Here is a 17,601-nt window from a genome sequence, read left to right as displayed (position 1 = left end):
GCTTTTTCATTTACAGAAACGGGAACGAATTACTCTTCTTTCGCACCGCGCATAGCGCGTTTACGATCGTTCTCGGTCAGGTGACGTTTACGAATACGGATAGACTGCGGCGTTACTTCTACCAGTTCGTCGTCATCAATGAATTCCAGCGCCTGCTCGAGGGTCATCTTAACCGGCGGAACCAGAACCGTCGCTTCGTCTGTACCAGACGCACGCATGTTGGTCAGTTTTTTACCGGTCAGGCAGTTCACCGTCAGGTCGTTAGAACGGCTGTGAATACCGATGATCTGGCCTTCATAAACTTCAGCGCCGTGGCCCAGGAACAGCTTACCGCGATCCTGCAGACCAAACAGTGCAAACGCCACCGCTTTACCCTGACCGTTAGAGATCAGTACGCCGTTGTTACGCTGACCCACTTCACCCGGACGCACATCGTCATAGTGGCTGAAGGTGGAGTACAGCAGGCCGGTACCGGAAGTCATGGTCATGAACTCAGAACGGAAGCCAATCAGACCACGGCTTGGGATCACGTAGTCGAGACGTACGCGGCCTTTGCCGTCCGGATTCATGTTTTTCAGATCGCCTTTACGCTCGCCGAGTGCCTGCATGACTGCGCCCTGGTGCTGCTCTTCAACGTCCAGCGTTACGTTCTCGAACGGCTCTTGTTTACGGCCGTCGATTTCGCGGAAGATAACTTTCGGACGGGAAACCGCCATTTCGAAACCTTCACGACGCATGTTCTCAATAAGAACAGACAGGTGCAGTTCACCACGACCGGAGACACGGAACGCGTCCGCATCTTCAGTTTCTTCAACACGCAGTGCAACGTTGTGCACCAGCTCTTTATTCAGGCGGTCGAGGATCTGACGTGAAGTCACGTACTTACCTTCTTTACCACAGAACGGAGAGGTGTTGACGTTGAAGAACATGGTAACGGTCGGCTCATCAACAGACAGTGCAGGCAGCGCTTCAACATTCTGCGGATCGCAGATGGTGTCGGAGATGTTCAGCTCGCCCAGACCGGTGATAGCAATGATATCGCCCGCTTCTGCGATGTCACTTTCAATACGCTCCAGCCCCAGGTGGGTCAGTACTTTACCGACTTTACCGTTACGGGTTTTGCCTTCGCTATCAATGATAGTGACTTGCTGGTTCGGCTTCACTTTACCGCGCTTGATACGACCAATGCCGATAACACCAACGTAGTTGTTGTAGTCGAGCTGAGAGATCTGCATCTGCAGGGTACCGTCGAGATCGACATTCGGAGCCGGTACATGGTCAACAATCGCCTGATACAGCGGGGTCATGTCGTCAGCCATGTCTTCGTGGTCCATACCCGCGATACCGTTCAGCGCAGAAGCGTAAACGATCGGGAAGTCCAGCTGTTCGTCGGTTGCATCCAGGTTAACGAACAGGTCGAAGACCTGATCAACAACCCAGTCAGGACGCGCGCCAGGGCGGTCCACTTTGTTGATTACCACGATTGGTTTCAGGCCATGGGCAAATGCTTTTTTGGTCACGAAGCGCGTTTGCGGCATCGGGCCGTCAAATGCGTCAACCACCAGCAGCACGGAATCGACCATGGACATCACACGCTCAACTTCACCACCGAAGTCGGCGTGCCCTGGGGTATCAACGATGTTGATACGGTAATCATTCCATTTGATAGCGGTGTTTTTCGCGAGGATAGTAATCCCACGCTCTTTCTCCAAATCGTTGGAGTCCATCACACGCTCTTGAGTTTCAGCACGTTCGTCGAACGTACCGGATTGCTGCAGCAGCTTGTCAACCAGGGTCGTTTTACCGTGGTCAACGTGAGCAATGATGGCGATGTTACGCAGATTTTCGATCACAACTTTGCCTCAGGCATTAGAAATAGCGCGTTATTGTACACGTATTAATCGAAGGACTAAACAGGATCACAAACATCCTCCGCAAACAAGTATTGCAGAGTTGCTTTGTGATCGCTTTCACGGAGCGTTAAAAGGGGCAATTAACGAAAATTGCACCAATATGGTGCTCAATGTTCACATAGAAGCACTATATTGGTGCAGCTTAACCATCATGGTGCAGCCCTTTTGCACTATACCGTGCATGATAACGCCTTTTAGGGGGCATTTAAAAGTTGGCATAGATTTCGCTTTATCAATAACACGGCAACAACGCCAGGTTTACGCAGTAATAGAAGACCTCGTTACCACGACGACAATGACAAATCCGGGAGAGTTTAAGTATGTCCGCTGAACACGTTTTGACGATGCTGAATGAGCACGAAGTGAAGTTTGTTGATCTGCGCTTCACCGACACGAAAGGTAAAGAACAGCACGTCACGATCCCAGCCCATCAGGTTAATGCTGACTTCTTCGAAGAAGGTAAAATGTTTGATGGTTCTTCGATCGGTGGCTGGAAAGGCATCAACGAATCTGACATGGTGCTGATGCCGGACGCGACTACCGCTGTCATTGACCCGTTCTACGAAGAATCTACGCTGATTATCCGTTGCGATATTCTGGAACCAGGCACCATGCAGGGCTACGATCGTGACCCGCGCTCCATCGCGAAACGCGCTGAAGAGTATCTGCGTTCTACCGGTCTGGCAGACACGGTTCTGTTTGGGCCAGAGCCGGAGTTCTTCCTGTTTGACGACGTTCGCTTCGGCAGCTCCATTTCCGGTTCCAGCGTGGCTATCGACGATATCGAAGGCGCATGGAACACCACCACTAAATACGAAGGTGGTAACAAAGGTCACCGTCCGGCCGTGAAAGGCGGTTACTTCCCGGTTCCGCCGGTGGATTCATCACAGGATCTGCGTTCCACCATGTGTCTGGTGATGGAAGAGATGGGTCTGGTCGTTGAAGCGCACCACCACGAAGTGGCAACGGCGGGTCAGAACGAAGTGGCCACCCGTTTCAACACCATGACCAAAAAAGCGGACGAAATTCAGATCTACAAATACGTTGTGCACAACGTTGCGCACCGTTTCGGTAAAACCGCGACCTTTATGCCAAAACCGATGTTCGGTGATAACGGTTCCGGTATGCACTGCCATATGTCCCTCTCCAAGAACGGTACCAACCTGTTCTCTGGTGACAAATATGCCGGTCTGTCAGAAATGGCGCTGTACTACATTGGCGGCGTAATCAAACACGCTAAAGCCATTAACGCCCTGTCTAACCCGACCACCAACTCCTACAAACGTCTGGTCCCGGGTTATGAAGCACCGGTTATGCTGGCTTACTCTGCCCGTAACCGTTCTGCGTCTATCCGTATTCCGGTTGTCGCTTCCCCGAAAGCGCGTCGTATCGAAGTACGCTTCCCGGACCCGGCTGCAAACCCGTACCTGTGCTTCGCAGCACTGCTGATGGCCGGTCTGGATGGCATCAAGAACAAAATCCACCCGGGCGAAGCAATGGACAAAAACCTGTACGATCTGCCGGCTGAAGAAGCCAAAGAAATTCCGCAGGTTGCAGGCTCCCTGGAAGAAGCGCTCAATGCACTGAACGCTGACCGTGAGTTCCTGACTGCAGGCGGTGTATTCACTGACGATGCTATCGATGCTTACATCGCGCTGCGTCTGGAAGAAAACGACCGCGTTCGCATGACGCCGCACCCGGTAGAGTTCGAACTGTACTACAGCGTTTAAGAAATTTAATACTCAGCGGATTTCTTGTCGTAGTAAGGCGGCAGCTGAACGAATCCCCGGGAGCATAGATAACGATGTGACCGGGATGAGTGAAGGCAGCCAACGCAGTTACGGCGAGAAAGACGCCAGAGGATTTGTTGCCGTGGAACTTTTAGCCCATCCCAGGATGGGCTTTTTTCTCCACCAACAATCTGATCTGACGCGCTTTTTCCAATAAAAAGCTATACTGCACTAAATTAGTGCAACTCTCTGGGAGACTGCTGAATGGCAAGTGGCGTGCTGCCTGATGCTGGGCAGATCCTCAATTCTTTAATCAACAGCATTTTGTTGGTTGATGACACTCTGGCGGTACATTACGCCAATCCGGCAGCGCAACAACTGCTGGCGCAGAGCTCGCGTAAATTATTCGGCACTCCGTTGCCTGAACTGCTGAGCTACTTTTCCTTGAATATCGATCTGTTACGGGAAAGTTTGCATGCTGGCCAGGGATTTACCGATAACGAAGTGACCCTGGTGATTGACGGTCGCTCGCACATTCTTTCACTGACGGCGCAACGTTTGCCGGAGGGCCTGATCTTGCTGGAGATGGCGCCAATGGATAATCAGCGACGTCTTAGCCAGGAACAACTCCAGCATGCCCAGCAAGTTGCGGCGCGTGATCTGGTCCGCGGCCTGGCCCATGAAATTAAAAACCCTTTGGGTGGATTACGTGGCGCAGCACAATTGCTGAGTAAAGCGCTGCCCGATCCGGCGTTACTGGAATACACCAAAGTCATCATTGAGCAGGCCGACCGCCTGCGTAACCTGGTAGATCGCCTGTTGGGCCCGCAACAACCCGGAATGCACGTTACAGAAAGTATTCATAAAGTGGCCGAACGCGTAGTGAATTTGGTGTCGATGGAGCTACCGGAGAACGTCACGCTGGTACGCGATTATGATCCCAGCCTGCCGGAGCTGGCGCACGATCCCGACCAAATCGAGCAGGTATTACTGAATATCGTGCGTAATGCGCTCCAGGCATTGGGGCCGGAAGGGGGCGAGATCATTCTCCGTACCCGTACCGCCTTCCAGTTAACGTTACACGGCGTGCGTTATCGTCTGACGGCAAGAATAGATGTGGAAGATAACGGTCCGGGCATCCCGTCGCATCTCCAGGATACCTTGTTCTATCCGATGGTAAGCGGTCGCGAGGGCGGAACCGGGCTTGGGTTATCTATCGCACGGAATTTGATCGATCAACATTCTGGCAAAATTGAATTTACCAGTTGGCCAGGCCATACCGAATTCTCGGTATACCTGCCTATTCGGAAGTAGAGGTGTTTATGCAACGAGGGATAGTCTGGATCGTTGATGACGATAGCTCCATCCGCTGGGTGCTTGAACGCGCGCTCACCGGGGCAGGCTTGAGTTGTACAACGTTTGAAAGTGCCAATGAAGTGCTAGATGCGCTAACCACCAAAACCCCTGATGTACTGCTTTCGGATATTCGTATGCCAGGGATGGATGGGCTCGCATTATTAAAACAGATCAAGCAGCGCCATCCGATGCTTCCGGTCATCATTATGACGGCGCACTCCGATCTGGATGCGGCAGTTAGCGCCTATCAACAAGGGGCGTTTGATTATCTGCCCAAACCTTTTGATATTGACGAAGCGGTAGCACTGGTTGAGCGTGCTATCAGTCACTATCAAGAACAACAGCAGCCGCGTAATATTCCAGCCAATGGCCCCACCACAGACATCATTGGTGAAGCGCCGGCCATGCAGGACGTGTTCCGTATTATTGGCCGTCTGTCGCGCTCATCAATAAGCGTGCTGATTAACGGTGAATCAGGAACCGGTAAAGAGCTGGTGGCACATGCGCTGCATCGCCATAGTCCGCGTGTGAAAGCGCCTTTTATTGCGCTGAACATGGCTGCCATCCCCAAAGATTTGATTGAATCAGAGCTCTTTGGCCATGAAAAAGGCGCCTTTACCGGGGCGAATACGGTTCGCCAGGGACGCTTCGAGCAGGCCGATGGTGGAACATTATTCCTGGACGAAATTGGCGATATGCCACTGGATGTGCAAACCCGTTTGTTGCGTGTGCTGGCTGATGGCCAGTTCTACCGGGTGGGTGGCTATGCGCCCGTCAAAGTCGATGTCCGCATTATTGCTGCCACGCATCAGAATCTTGAGTTACGGGTTCAGGAGGGGAAATTCCGTGAGGATTTATTCCACCGCCTCAATGTGATCCGTGTGCATTTGCCGCCGCTGCGTGAGCGTCGGGAAGATATTCCACGTCTGGCACGGCACTTCTTACAGGTTGCCGCACGGGAACTGGGGGTAGAAACCAAGCAGTTGCATCCGGAAACAGAAGCCGCATTAACGCGTCTGCCGTGGGCCGGTAACGTTCGCCAGCTGGAAAACACCTGTCGCTGGCTGACCGTAATGGCAGCAGGGCAGGAAGTGCTGATTCAGGATCTCCCTGCAGAATTGTTCGAAACGACCGTACCGGAAAGTACGTCGCAGAGCCTGCCCGACAGTTGGGCGACACTGCTGGCGCAGTGGGCGGATCGCGCGCTGCGTTCCGGTCATCAGAATCTGCTTTCGGAAGCGCAACCGGAGATGGAGCGGACATTATTGACTACCGCACTGCGTCATACGCAGGGCCATAAACAGGAAGCAGCGCGACTGCTGGGATGGGGTCGTAATACTCTGACGCGTAAGCTGAAAGAACTGGGAATGGAATGAACAGCAGGAGAAGTGTAAAGATTGAATTGTTGGCGCAAATTGCGCCTATTTCACGCTTTACTGTTATCCGTAGTTAAGTATGATCTTGCCCGTTCACGGGGGAGTTCATCATGCTGGAATCATTGTTTAACATGGTTACGACAGGCGTCGAAGTCGGCGCATCTGCAAGCCATACACCGCAAACAGCCATTGCGGCTGTGCTTTGTGCCGCGCTGGTTGGTCTGTTTAGCTAATTAGCTTGCGACTGCCTGCGGCACTACGCGTATCAGGCCTACAACAGGGTATGTAGGCCTGGTCACGCCACCGCTAAATCACTCTTGAAAACTGCTGTAAACGCGCTTTCTGCCGCAAATAAGCGTCAAAGCACATGCAAATATTACGGATCAATAAGCGCCCTTTCGCTGTGACCTGCAACCCGGTGTCATTAATTGCCACCAGCCCGTCATCCACCAGCGGCGCTAATAAGCGCAAGTCCTCGGCAAAGTAGTCGCGGAACTGAATATCCCACGCATCCTCCACTGCCGCGAAGGCCAGACGGAAATTACAGATCAGCGCTTTGATCACATCACGGCGGATACAGTCATCGCGAGTCAACGCAATCCCGCGCCATAACGCGTTGCCGCTCTCATCGACTTGCTGATAGTAGAGCTTGAGCTCTTTCTGGTTTTGCGCGTAGCTGTCGCCAATCATGCTGATAGCAGAAACCCCCAGCCCCAGCAGATCGCTATCGCCTTGTGTCGTGTAGCCCTGGAAATTACGGTGCAGTACACCGTTACGCTGCGCCACAGCAAGTTCATCATCCGGGCGCGCAAAATGATCCATACCGATAAACTGATAACCTGACGTGGTCAGAGAGGTGATGGTTTGCTGCAAAATATCCAGTTTCTGTTGCGCAGAAGGTAAATCGGCATCTTTAATCTTGCGCTGTGCTGCAAATAGCGTCGGTAAATGGGCATAATTGAACACGCTCAGGCGATCCGGGTTCAACGCAGCGACGCGCTGCAGGGTGAAGGCAAAGCTTTCCGGTGTCTGTTTCGGCAAGCCATAAATCAGGTCGATATTCGTCGATGTAAAACCAATTTCGCGGGCATGATTGAGCAGCGCGAAAATAAAATCTTCATCCTGTTCGCGGTTAACCAGACGCTGAACCTCTTTATTGAAGTCCTGCACGCCCATACTCAGACGATTAAAACCTTCGCTACGCAGATGATCGAGAACATCCAGTTCAATTTCACGTGGATCGACTTCAATCGAAATTTCGGCATCATCATCAAAAGCAAAATGCCCGCGCAGCAGCGCCATCAGGCGGCTAATTTGCGTTTTATTCAGGTAAGTTGGCGTCCCGCCGCCCCAGTGAAGCTGGCTAACGCGGCGGGCTTTAAACAACGAAGCGCGGTGGAGTATTTCCTGCTCGAGTGCGTCCAGGTATTGATCGGCCTTATGCTGCTGGCGAGTGACAATCTTGTTGCAGCCGCAGAAATAGCACAGCTTGTGGCAAAAAGGGATGTGCACATACAGCGAAAGCGGGCGATCAGGATAGCGCGCAACCGCCTGGCGAAAATCAGCTTCGCCGTAAGTGTCGGAAAACTCCAGCGCTGTGGGATACGAAGTATAACGCGGCCCGGAATAGTTATATTTCTGGATAAGGGCCAGATCCCAGTCAATCACATGCTCTGACATTGCTTACTCCTTCCGATGACGCCGCTGGCGGGTCCGGCGGCCCGGCCTGACCGCATGACGGGTCATAAGCCGGTTGCGCAGCCACACTTTGCGCTGCGACAACCGCTGTAGTTTAACGAATAACCACACCAGATAACATATAACCGGAAGGGTTATAAGCAGGACGGGAAGGCCCATAGCAAAGGATTAGTTGCCGCCTTTCAGCAGACGCATCATATCTTCCTTACGCTCTTCTTCTTCTTCGTCTTCTTCATCATCATAAGAGAGGCCGAGTTTCTGCATCAGTTCATCAATGCGATCCAGTTTGGCATCCACCCACGCTTGATCTTCAGCGCTCAGTGTTTCGCCCTCTTCCAGGCGTTCCAGCAGCGCATCCAGGCGCTCGTCCGTTTCCAGCATCTCCAACTCATCCTGCGGTGAAAGCATAGGTTTCTCGCTCTTAGGTTTGTGGTGCTTTTTAACCTGGGGTTCGGTCACGCCCAGTGGGATCGGTGTTTTGCTGCCAATGCGTGGATCTTTCTGCGACTTCCCTTTGCCGGAGCCCGAAGCGTCAGCGCCGCCGTTAGCACGGCTGCCGGAAACATTACCACGATGCTTTTTCTCACGCTTGCGATCGCGCCCTTCCTGATTCATTTCTTCACGTGTTTTACGGCGTACTTTGCCGCGCTGAGGGGTGGACGTTTTTTTCATGATAGTCGTCTTAAGTCGTTTTCTTCAGTATAGAATTGCGGCGGAATCTAGCAGAAAGCAAGCAAAGAAAAAAGGCGACAGAGTAAACTGTCGCCTTTTTTCTTGACCCTCAACCCATAACGGGTTCTACATTCCCTGTTCGCCGTCAACCAGCCCTGTTTTTCCGTTAGCGTGAAACGCTCCTTGTTGGGGTTCCTTTTCCTTTTAAAACGCATCCTGCGTCTTGTCCTGTCTTCGCCTCCTGGCGCTCCCGACCCTCACTCCGTGAGTTATCCTTCCTTCTTTGGCTTCCAAGCCTGCGCATTACTTTACCCTTATGAAAAAAACTCACAAGCAGTTCAGTGCCTGACACCCGCAATTTAGGAAAATTCTTTAAAACCAACTTGTTGATTTAACATGTATTACCCGTTTGAACACTCTGCAACTTCTCCGAAAATTCGCATAAAAAGAATGGCTAATCTCTTACATTGCGCGTAGTTATCACCTACAGCCGGGTTTCTGGCGAGAAAAACAGCCTTTTGCCGCAGTTCAGGTATAATCGCGGCATGCTTTGAAGATGGAGACGACCATTTTGACTAACTGGAATTACCAACAGACGCACTTTGTCACCAGTGCGCCTGATATTCGCCACTTACCCGCCGACACCGGCATTGAAGTGGCTTTTGCTGGCCGCTCCAATGCTGGTAAATCAAGTGCGCTTAATACTCTGACAAACCAGAAAAACCTGGCGCGTACCTCAAAGACCCCGGGACGCACGCAGCTTATTAACTTGTTCGAAGTCGCTGATGGCAAACGCCTGGTCGACTTACCAGGTTATGGTTATGCAGAAGTGCCAGAAGAGATGAAAATCAAATGGCAGCGCGCGCTGGGAGAGTACCTGGAAAAACGTCAGTGCCTGCAGGGTCTGGTGGTATTGATGGATATTCGCCATCCGCTGAAGGATCTCGATCAGCAGATGATCCAGTGGGCCGTTGAGAGCAACCTTCAGGTGCTTGTGCTATTGACGAAGGCCGATAAACTCGCCAGCGGCGCGCGAAAAGCGCAGTTGAATATGGTGCGCGAAGCAGTGCTTGCGTTCCAGGGCGATGTGCAGGTTGAAGCGTTCTCTTCCCTGAAGAAACAGGGCGTGGACAAACTGCGAGAAAAACTGGATAGCTGGTTCAGTTCCTTGCCACCGGTTGAAGAAACCGACAATTAATCCCTTCCATAGCGCGGCTCAGGCCGCGTTTTTTTATGCTGATTGCTTTTCTTACGCCCAATAAAAAACGCCCCAGTCATTACTGACTGGGGCGGCTAAATATTCAGCCAAATCCGATTACGTGAAGTAAAAGGTCTGAAAGATAGAACATCTTACCTCTGTACCCTACGCAAATAACTCTACTCTCTTTTTGGATCCGGAAAAAGCATTTTTTGTAATTTCTTTTCAAAATTTACATAGGGAATTCTAATGATTGTCACAAAACTCCCGGTGATTTGTTGCTTACTTACAAAAAAGCCCCTTATCCATCGCGCACTTAGTGCGCTTGATCCCAGTTTTGCCCGCTACCAACTTCCACCAGCAACGGTACGTCAAGGGTCGTGCTGCTTTCCATCAACTCATGGATCTTTTTCGACACCGCATCCACGTCATCTTTGTGCACTTCGAACACCAATTCATCGTGAACCTGCATGATCATACGCACGCGGGGCTTTTCTGTTTCCAGCCAGTGATCAACAGCGATCATCGCGCGTTTAATGATATCCGCTGCAGTCCCCTGCATCGGCGCATTGATTGCCGCGCGTTCTGCCCCTGCGCGTCGCGCCGCATTGCTGGATTTAATGTCCGGCAAATAGAGGCGACGCCCTTCAAGCGTTTCAACATAGCCGCGATCTTTCGCCTGCGCGCGCGTACGCTCCATGTAATCCAGCACACCAGGATAGCGCTCAAAGTAGAGATCCATATACTTCTGCGACTCTTTACGTGGGATATTGAGCTGCCGCGATAAGCCAAAAGCACTCATCCCGTAAATCAGACCAAAGTTGATCGCTTTCGCACTGCGGCGTTGCTCATTGGTGACGCTTTCCAGCGGCAGACCAAAGACTTCCGCAGCCGTCGCACGGTGAATGTCTTTGCCTTCAGCAAAAGCAGACAGCAGGCCTTTATCCCGCGACAAATGGGCCATGATACGCAACTCAATCTGCGAGTAGTCCGCAGAGACAATCACAAAATCTTTCGGGGCGATAAATGCCTGGCGAATACGGCGACCTTCATCATTACGCACCGGAATGTTTTGCAGGTTGGGATCGGTAGAAGATAAACGCCCAGTCGCGGTGACAGCCTGGTGATAAGAGGTATGGACCCGCCCGGTTTTTGGGTTGATCATGAGCGGCAGCTTATCAGTGTAAGTTGATTTGAGCTTGGCCAACCCACGATATTCCAGGATCACTTTTGGCAGGGGATAGTCCAGTGCCAGTTCTTCAAGCACCTCTTCCGACGTAGAAGGCGCCCCGCCAGGCGTTTTCTTCAACGGCTTAATGCCCTGCTTCTCAAACAAAATGGTCTGCAACTGTTTAGTCGATGAGAGGTTGAATGGCTCTTCAGCAATCTCATGGGCTTTTTTCTCCAGCTCTGCCAGGCGCAGGGTAAGCTCTTCAGAGTGCTTATGCAGCACAGCAGGATCAATGTTGACCCCGTTGCGTTCAATGCGCGAAATTACCGGCACCAATGGCATTTCAATATTCTGGAAAACGTTTAGCGGACCGGCGTGTTTTTGCAGTTCAGGCCACATCTTCAGATGCAGTTGCAACGTGACGTCTGCGTCTTCCGCCGCGTATCGGCCTGCCTGTTCCAGATCGATCTGGTTAAAGGTGAGTTGGTTCTTGCCTTTGCCCGCGATCTCTTCAAACGTAATGGTTTTATGTTTCAGCCAGCGTTCAGAAAGACTGTCCATATCATGACGGCCTACTACGCTATCCAGCGTGTAAGACTCGAGCATGGTATCGAAAGCGATTCCACGCAGTTCGATGCCGTAGTTTTGCAACACACCGCGGTCATACTTCAGGTTCTGGCCTACTTTGATGGCTTTTTCATCTTCTAACAGTGGCTTGAGTAGCTCCAGCACGCGCTCACGGGCGATTTGATCCGGCGCATCGAGATAGTCATGCGCCACCGGCACGTAAGCCGCGATCCCAGGCTCGATGGCAAAAGAGAGCCCGACCAGGTTAGCATTCAGGTTGTCCAGACTGTCGGTTTCGGTATCGAAAGCAAACAGTGGCGCACTTTTCAACTTGCTGATCCACTGCTGCAACGTCTCCTCATCCAGAATGGTGACGTAACCCTCTGCCGACAGCACAGTCGCCGGAATATCGGCTTCGGCATCAATTTCGATAGTGTCCTGCGGTTTTGCTGCCGGTTTGACTCCTTTTGCCTGCAACCATTTACCGGCTTCAACATCCACAATCCAGCGTTTGAACTCGTATTGCTTAAATAAGTTAAGTAGCGTGTCTGCTGCAGGTTGTTGAACTTCAAGCCGATCGCAAGTTAACTCCAGTTCAACATCCGTTTTAATGGTAGCCAGTTGATAGGAGAGGTAAGCCACCTCTTTGTTTTGCTCCAGCTTCGCTGCCATCGTTTTGGCACCGCGGAAAGTCAGACCGGCAATTTTATCCGACTGCGCATACAGCGTATCCAGACCGCCAAGACCTTGCAGCAGCGCCTGCGCCGTTTTCTCGCCAACGCCCGGCACGCCAGGAATGTTATCTGAGGAATCCCCCATTAATGCGAGGAAATCGATAATCAATTCTGGCGGCACACCGTATTTAGTGACAACTTCATCAGGACCAAGAATGGTGTTAGTCATGGTATTGATGAGCGTAATATTTGGCGTTACCAGTTGCGCCATGTCTTTATCGCCGGTACTGATGAGCACCGGACGACCAAGTTTCTCCGCTTCGCGCGCTAACGTGCCGATCACGTCGTCAGCTTCTACGCCAGAAACTGCCAACAGCGGCAGCCCCATCGCTTTCACCATCGCGTGCAGGGGTTCAATTTGTGCGCGAAGATCGTCTGGCATTGGCGGACGATGAGATTTGTAATGCTCGAATAACTCGTCACGGAAAGTTTTTCCCTTCGCATCAAACACCACTGCAGCATGTGTCGGCTGATACTGCAAAATCAGGCTACGCAGCATATTCAGTACGCCGTACATTGCCCCTGTTGGTTCGCCTGCGCTGTTCGTCAACGGTGGGAACGCATGATACGCGCGATAAAGGTAAGACGAGCCGTCAACAAGGATGAGGGGGTTTTCGGGGATCTGCACCATGATGTCCATGCCTGTTAATCAATTTATGGTTAAAGGATGCCACAGACCGGGGCAAAACATGAATTTTTCACGGTATTTGCCGGAAAAGATTTCGCGATCGTCAGGATCGCTCGCACAATCATCCTGTGGATAACTTTGTGAATATTTTCTGGCTGACTGGATTTTTGTGCCTTCCTGAGGATCGGAAAATTATACAAATCACTTAAATTCAATAACATAAAAAGATTGGAAGGATCGTTATTGCTTTCTGAGGAAAATTTGCTCTATGTGGATATAAGAAAAGATGATTTGCTTTTCCCCCTCCTTCTTGACCCGATTGTGCCAGCAAGGTTTACGCATTCGTGGCTGCTGATTTCTGCTAAAATCGCGCCCTGCACTCACCTGGATGCGCTTTTCCCGCTAATTTTCTGAATATATTAATTATGTCGAGATTGCTTGCCGTACTCATGCTGATATTGAGTGTCTTGCTGGCCATATTGGTTACGATTGCGTGTTCCGTGCCCATTATCCTTGCCGGTATGCTTAAAATCGTATTACCGGTCCCTACGCTTTGGCGGGTAATCTCGACTTTCTGCAATTTTATGATGTATTGCTGGTGTGAAGGTCTTTCATGGCTGATGTACCTTAACCCACATCTCAAATGGGATGTCGAAGGACTGGAAGGCCTGAATAAGAAGAACTGGTATTTACTGATCTGCAATCATCATAGCTGGGCGGATATCGTGGTGTTATGCGTGCTGTTCCGCAAACATATCCCGATGAATAAGTACTTCCTGAAACAGCAATTAGCGTGGGTACCGTTTATTGGCCTCGCTTGCTGGGCACTGGATATGCCTTTTATGCGCCGCTACTCCAGAAGCTATCTGCTACGTCATCCGGAACGGCGTGGAAAAGACGTGGAAACAACCCGTCGCTCCTGTGAAAAGTTTCGCCACCACCCCACCACGATAGTGAATTTTGTTGAAGGCTCCCGTTTTACCGAAGCGAAACGCAGTGAGTCACGCTCTTCATTTATCAACTTACTGCCACCCAAAGCCGCCGGGATCGCCATGGCGTTGAATGTACTGGGCACGCAGTTCGATAAGTTGCTGGACGTAACGTTATGCTATCCGGAAAACGACCGGAAACCGTTTAAGGATATGCTCAGCGGTAAACTGACCCGTATCGTAGTGCGTGTCAATTTGCTGCCGGTGAGTGAGGAACTGCACGGGGACTACGTGAATGATAAGAATTTTAAACGCGGTTTCCAGCAGTGGCTGAATAAACTCTGGGTGGAAAAAGACGAACTTATCGGGGCAATCAAGTCGCAATATAGAAACGCCGGTCACTGACCGGCGTTCTGTCTTTATTTTTTCTCGACCAGGTATTTCACCGTGTCTGCATATTGCTGGACGAAGATATCCATGCTGCTGGCATCCATACCTTGCGGGTTCAGCTGGTATTTGCCGTTAACAAACATAGCCGGCACGCCCTGCAGTTGCAGATCTGCTGCCGCTTTTTCCTGCTGTGCAACAAGCGATTTCACCACGAAGCTGTTCCAGGCTGCATCATACTCTTCACCCTTCACACCCGCGCTGATAAACACATCACGGATATCTTTAACGGATTGAACAGTCTGCGTTTTTTGAACAGCTTCAAACATGGGAGTTGTGATTTTATCTTCAACGCCCAGCGCCATCGCGACAGCCCAGGCCTGCGTCATTTCTTTACCCAGGGGCCCCAGGAATTCAACGTGATATTTGGTCATTTTGGTGCCTTCCGGCAGCTTTTGCTTCACCGTATCAGCCACATGCCATACGCGTTCGAAGTCGTAACAATGCGGGCAATAAAACGAGAAGAACTCAAGAACTTGCGGCTCGCCAGCGACGGGTTTCTCCAGAGCCACAAATTGCTTACCTTCGGTAAACTGAGTTGCTGAGGCGCTAAATGCCAGAATCATTCCTGCCAGCGCCAGCCAAATCTTCTTCATGGTTAACTCTCTCCATTTAATACATTGGGGTTAATGCTAAAGGTGGTTCTTGCAGAACATTCACCTGTTCAAGAAATATCAACGTCTGTCTGCGCCAGTGATCCTCACTGTTCAGCCACGGGAAGTTTTTTGGAAACGCAGGATCGTCCCAGCGACGAATAAGCCAGGCGAGATAGTACACCAGCCGCATAGCGCGCAGTGGCTCAATAAGCCCCAACTCGGCGGTGTTAAATTCGCTGAACTCTTCATAGGCCTCAACGATCATCTCTAACTGCATCCGCTGTTCAGCTTTATCGCCATGCAACAGCATCCACAGGTCCTGAACCGCTGGCCCTGTTCGGGCATCGTCCAGGTCGACAAACATCGGTCCATCACGCCAGAGGATATTCCCTGCATGGCAGTCGCCATGCAGGCGCAACAGGTTAAACCGGTTATGCCATTGTGCCATGACCGCATCGATAAGCTTATCGACCGCTCGCAGGAAGTCAGCTTTTAACGCAGCAGGGATAAGCGGGGTCGTTTCGAACAGCTGACGTGGCTCAATCAAATACTCCTTTACGCCAATGTCCGGGCGGTGGGAAAACGATTTTTTGGCGCCGGTTTGATGCAAACGGCCCAGGTATCGCCCAACCCACTCCATCTGGTCGAGATTATCGGCTTCGAACTGACGGCCACCGACACTGGGAAAGACGGCGAAATAAAAGTCCTGATACGTAAGCAAAGTGCGATGATGAAAGGCAAGCGGCGCGGCAACAGGCACATCGTCCCGCTGTAAATCTAATGCAAACTCATGCTCTTCAAGGATCTGTTCAGCCGCCCAGCGTTGAGGACGATAAAACTTCACGACATAACGGCAACGATCTTCATCCTGGAATTGGTAAACACGGTTTTCGTAACTGTTGAGTGCGATTAGGCCGGAATCCACCCGGATCCCTTGCTCAAACAGCGCATCCATGATGGTATCCGGGTGTAGTGTCTGGAAAGTAAAGGCGTTGCAGGTCATCCTGGCATCCGAAAATACGACGAATGATTCAGGATATCATTTCGCAGCGTTTTCGGTGGCGCCGCTTACAAGCTTTTACTCTTTAATTACGCCACGCGCGCGCAGCAGCGCGGTCTTAAAATCTTCTTCGTAATCTTTCTGAATGCCGGGGATCACAGCATCTTTTGAGGAATCGCGCATTTTCAGGTGATAGATCAGAATGTCATCACTTAAATCCGCCAGTTCGCCGTCATAACCTGACTCTTGTGCCAGTTTCTGCAAAAATTGCAATAAATTCAGCTCAGGTTCTTTTTGCCATGCAGGCTGGAGAAGTTCGATAACTTCGTTCAGGCGTTTACATTTCATGGTCGTGCTCCTTACTCTTGGTACAGACACGTTAGCAGGGTCAATCCCACAATAAAAGAGGCGATACGGGTGACGGACAGTGGTGCGATAACCGGGGTGGTACTGGCGGGAGGGAAAGCTTCTCGTATGGGTGGGCAAGATAAAGGGTTATTGGACCTTAACGGTAAACCCTTGTGGCAGCATGTCGCGCAGCGACTGGCTCCGCAGGTGACCAGTATGGTGATCAGCGCGAATCGTAATCTGGATCTCTATGGTGCGAGTGGTTTGCCGGTCGTTAGCGACAGTCTGCGCGATTTTCCCGGGCCGCTGGCAGGGATCCTTTCTGTAATGCAGCAAACGGCGAGTGAGTGGTATCTGTTTTGCCCCTGCGATACACCTTATGTTCCTGATAACCTGGTGTCGCGCTTTCTGAAACAGCGTCGGCAAGCGCCAGTGGTATGGGTCCATGATGGCGAGCGCGATCATCCTGCTGTTGCCTTGATGCACAGAAGCATTTTACCTTTTCTCTATGATTATCTGACGCGTGGTGAACGCAGGGTTATGGTGTTTATGAAGGAGGCTGGCGGGCACTCTGTAGACTTCAGTGATGAGAAAACCGCATTTGCCAATGTGAACACCCCGGAAGACCTCGCCCGATGGCAGGAGAAATAACGATGATTCCCTTGCTCGCGATAGCCGCCTGGAGCGGTACAGGTAAAACAACGTTGCTTAAAAAGCTTATTCCGGCACTTTGTGAACATGGGATCCGGCCGGGTTTGATCAAACATACTCATCACGATATGGATGTCGATAAGCCAGGAAAAGACAGTTATGAATTGCGTAAAGCAGGTGCAGCGCAAACACTGGTGGCCAGTTCGCAGCGCTGGGCATTGATGACAGAAACACCTGATAATACGGAACTGGATCTGGCTTATCTGGTAAGCCGGATGGATACCTCAACGCTGGATATCATTCTGGTGGAAGGCTTTAAGCATGAAGCTGTAGCAAAGATCCTGCTTTGGCGAAAAAACTGCGGGCACAATCTGCAAGAACTCATATTGGATGAACATGTTATCGCCGTGGCCAGCGATGAACCTCTGGACCCGGGTGTTCCATTGCTTGATTTGAATGATATCGATCAGATTGCTGATTTTATCATGCGCTGGCTGCGACATGCCGGTTAGATTCATCGTTTACGGCGAGCAAATAGCAAAAAGGCCCGGTCTTGCGACCGGGCCTTCTGCTTTGTCTGATGCCTG

Annotated in this window: 15 protein-coding genes; 8 read left to right on the top strand and 7 right to left on the bottom strand. The window is 51.2% G+C overall.

What is annotated here, in order from left to right; genetic code table 11:
* Nucleotides 1-29: 29 nt before the first annotated feature.
* Nucleotides 30-1,853, bottom strand: coding sequence for a ribosome-dependent GTPase TypA (gene typA, locus RTX30_RS17740; protein WP_312691487.1), 1,824 nt, complete (start codon nucleotides 1,851-1,853; stop codon nucleotides 30-32).
* Nucleotides 1,854-2,233: 380 nt separating this feature from the next.
* Here typA and glnA point away from each other — a divergent pair, with 380 nt between their 5' ends.
* The 4 genes from glnA to RTX30_RS17720 all read left to right on the top strand — a co-directional run bounded on the left by glnA (nucleotide 2,234) and on the right by RTX30_RS17720 (nucleotide 6,608).
* Nucleotides 2,234-3,643, top strand: coding sequence for a glutamate--ammonia ligase (gene glnA / locus RTX30_RS17735; RefSeq protein ID WP_312691486.1), 1,410 nt, complete (start codon nucleotides 2,234-2,236; stop codon nucleotides 3,641-3,643).
* 264 nt (nucleotides 3,644-3,907) lie between these two features.
* Nucleotides 3,908-4,957: a nitrogen regulation protein NR(II) gene (glnL, locus tag RTX30_RS17730; RefSeq protein ID WP_312691485.1), complete on the top strand. Its 1,050-nt coding sequence runs from the start codon at nucleotides 3,908-3,910 to the stop codon at nucleotides 4,955-4,957.
* Between the two features lie 8 nt (nucleotides 4,958-4,965).
* Nucleotides 4,966-6,375 (top strand): nitrogen regulation protein NR(I), encoded by a 1,410-nt coding sequence (gene glnG, locus RTX30_RS17725; protein ID WP_312691484.1) that lies wholly within the window; start codon nucleotides 4,966-4,968, stop codon nucleotides 6,373-6,375.
* 110 nt (nucleotides 6,376-6,485) lie between these two features.
* Entirely contained in the window at nucleotides 6,486-6,608 is a 123-nt protein-coding gene (locus RTX30_RS17720) for a YshB family small membrane protein (protein ID WP_312691483.1), read from the top strand.
* A gap of 73 nt (nucleotides 6,609-6,681) precedes the next feature.
* Here RTX30_RS17720 and hemN read toward each other — a convergent pair whose 3' ends face one another.
* Together hemN and yihI are read right to left on the bottom strand one after the other, a co-directional pair.
* Entirely contained in the window at nucleotides 6,682-8,055 is a 1,374-nt protein-coding gene (gene hemN / locus RTX30_RS17715; protein WP_312691482.1) for an oxygen-independent coproporphyrinogen III oxidase, read from the bottom strand.
* A gap of 186 nt (nucleotides 8,056-8,241) precedes the next feature.
* Complete coding sequence (yihI, locus tag RTX30_RS17710; protein WP_409429829.1) at nucleotides 8,242-8,748, bottom strand: Der GTPase-activating protein YihI; 507 nt, start codon at nucleotides 8,746-8,748, stop codon at nucleotides 8,242-8,244.
* Between the two features lie 568 nt (nucleotides 8,749-9,316).
* Between yihI and yihA the strand changes: the two genes are divergently transcribed.
* Nucleotides 9,317-9,943 (top strand): ribosome biogenesis GTP-binding protein YihA/YsxC, encoded by a 627-nt coding sequence (gene yihA / locus RTX30_RS17705; RefSeq protein WP_312691565.1) that lies wholly within the window; start codon nucleotides 9,317-9,319, stop codon nucleotides 9,941-9,943.
* 316 nt (nucleotides 9,944-10,259) lie between these two features.
* Here yihA and polA read toward each other — a convergent pair whose 3' ends face one another.
* Nucleotides 10,260-13,046 carry a DNA polymerase I gene (polA, locus tag RTX30_RS17700; protein ID WP_312691480.1) on the bottom strand — a complete coding sequence of 929 codons (2,787 nt, stop codon included), beginning with the start codon at nucleotides 13,044-13,046 and terminating at the stop codon, nucleotides 10,260-10,262.
* 422 nt (nucleotides 13,047-13,468) lie between these two features.
* On the opposite strand from polA, the gene RTX30_RS17695 reads away from it, so the two are divergent.
* Complete coding sequence (locus RTX30_RS17695; protein WP_312691479.1) at nucleotides 13,469-14,377, top strand: acyltransferase; 909 nt, start codon at nucleotides 13,469-13,471, stop codon at nucleotides 14,375-14,377.
* Between the two features lie 14 nt (nucleotides 14,378-14,391).
* Here the strand turns inward: RTX30_RS17695 and dsbA are convergent, their stop codons facing one another.
* The 3 genes from dsbA to RTX30_RS17680 form a co-directional block, all read right to left on the bottom strand.
* A complete protein-coding gene (gene dsbA / locus RTX30_RS17690) occupies nucleotides 14,392-15,015 on the bottom strand; it encodes a thiol:disulfide interchange protein DsbA (RefSeq protein ID WP_312691478.1) in 624 nt (207 codons plus the stop codon).
* A gap of 16 nt (nucleotides 15,016-15,031) precedes the next feature.
* Nucleotides 15,032-16,018, bottom strand: a complete 987-nt coding sequence (locus tag RTX30_RS17685) for a serine/threonine protein kinase (protein ID WP_312691477.1) — start codon at nucleotides 16,016-16,018, stop codon at nucleotides 15,032-15,034.
* A 75-nt stretch (nucleotides 16,019-16,093) separates the two neighbouring features.
* Nucleotides 16,094-16,363 (bottom strand): YihD family protein, encoded by a 270-nt coding sequence (locus RTX30_RS17680; protein WP_312691476.1) that lies wholly within the window; start codon nucleotides 16,361-16,363, stop codon nucleotides 16,094-16,096.
* A gap of 69 nt (nucleotides 16,364-16,432) precedes the next feature.
* On the opposite strand from RTX30_RS17680, the gene mobA reads away from it, so the two are divergent.
* Both mobA and mobB read left to right on the top strand, forming a co-directional pair.
* The gene (gene mobA, locus RTX30_RS17675; RefSeq protein ID WP_312691475.1) at nucleotides 16,433-17,014 is read left to right on the top strand and encodes a molybdenum cofactor guanylyltransferase MobA; all 582 of its coding nucleotides are present in this window, start codon (nucleotides 16,433-16,435) and stop codon (nucleotides 17,012-17,014) included.
* A 2-nt stretch (nucleotides 17,015-17,016) separates the two neighbouring features.
* Nucleotides 17,017-17,526: a molybdopterin-guanine dinucleotide biosynthesis protein MobB gene (mobB, locus tag RTX30_RS17670; protein ID WP_312691474.1), complete on the top strand. Its 510-nt coding sequence runs from the start codon at nucleotides 17,017-17,019 to the stop codon at nucleotides 17,524-17,526.
* Nucleotides 17,527-17,601: the final 75 nt, after the last annotated feature.

The sequence above is a fragment of the Kosakonia sp. genome (assembly GCF_032052965.1).
Taxonomy (GTDB): Bacteria; Pseudomonadota; Gammaproteobacteria; order Enterobacterales; family Enterobacteriaceae; genus Kosakonia.
Note: the sequence above shows the minus strand (reverse complement) of the source record. Positions and strands in the feature narration are given on the sequence as shown.

What these genes read in the sequence shown, in the direction of transcription:
- glnA (WP_312691486.1), top strand. Translation starts at nt 2,234, where the DNA reads ATGTCCGCTGAACACGTTTTGACGATGCTGAATGAGCACGAAGTGAAG.
- glnL (WP_312691485.1), top strand. Translation starts at nt 3,908, where the DNA reads ATGGCAAGTGGCGTGCTGCCTGATGCTGGGCAGATCCTCAATTCTTTA.
- glnG (WP_312691484.1), top strand. Translation starts at nt 4,966, where the DNA reads ATGCAACGAGGGATAGTCTGGATCGTTGATGACGATAGCTCCATCCGC.
- RTX30_RS17720 (WP_312691483.1), top strand. Translation starts at nt 6,486, where the DNA reads ATGCTGGAATCATTGTTTAACATGGTTACGACAGGCGTCGAAGTCGGC.
- hemN (WP_312691482.1), bottom strand. Translation starts at nt 8,055, where the DNA reads ATGTCAGAGCATGTGATTGACTGGGATCTGGCCCTTATCCAGAAATAT.
- polA (WP_312691480.1), bottom strand. Translation starts at nt 13,046, where the DNA reads ATGGTGCAGATCCCCGAAAACCCCCTCATCCTTGTTGACGGCTCGTCT.
- RTX30_RS17695 (WP_312691479.1), top strand. Translation starts at nt 13,469, where the DNA reads ATGTCGAGATTGCTTGCCGTACTCATGCTGATATTGAGTGTCTTGCTG.
- dsbA (WP_312691478.1), bottom strand. Translation starts at nt 15,015, where the DNA reads ATGAAGAAGATTTGGCTGGCGCTGGCAGGAATGATTCTGGCATTTAGC.
- RTX30_RS17685 (WP_312691477.1), bottom strand. Translation starts at nt 16,018, where the DNA reads ATGACCTGCAACGCCTTTACTTTCCAGACACTACACCCGGATACCATC.
- RTX30_RS17680 (WP_312691476.1), bottom strand. Translation starts at nt 16,363, where the DNA reads ATGAAATGTAAACGCCTGAACGAAGTTATCGAACTTCTCCAGCCTGCA.
- mobB (WP_312691474.1), top strand. Translation starts at nt 17,017, where the DNA reads ATGATTCCCTTGCTCGCGATAGCCGCCTGGAGCGGTACAGGTAAAACA.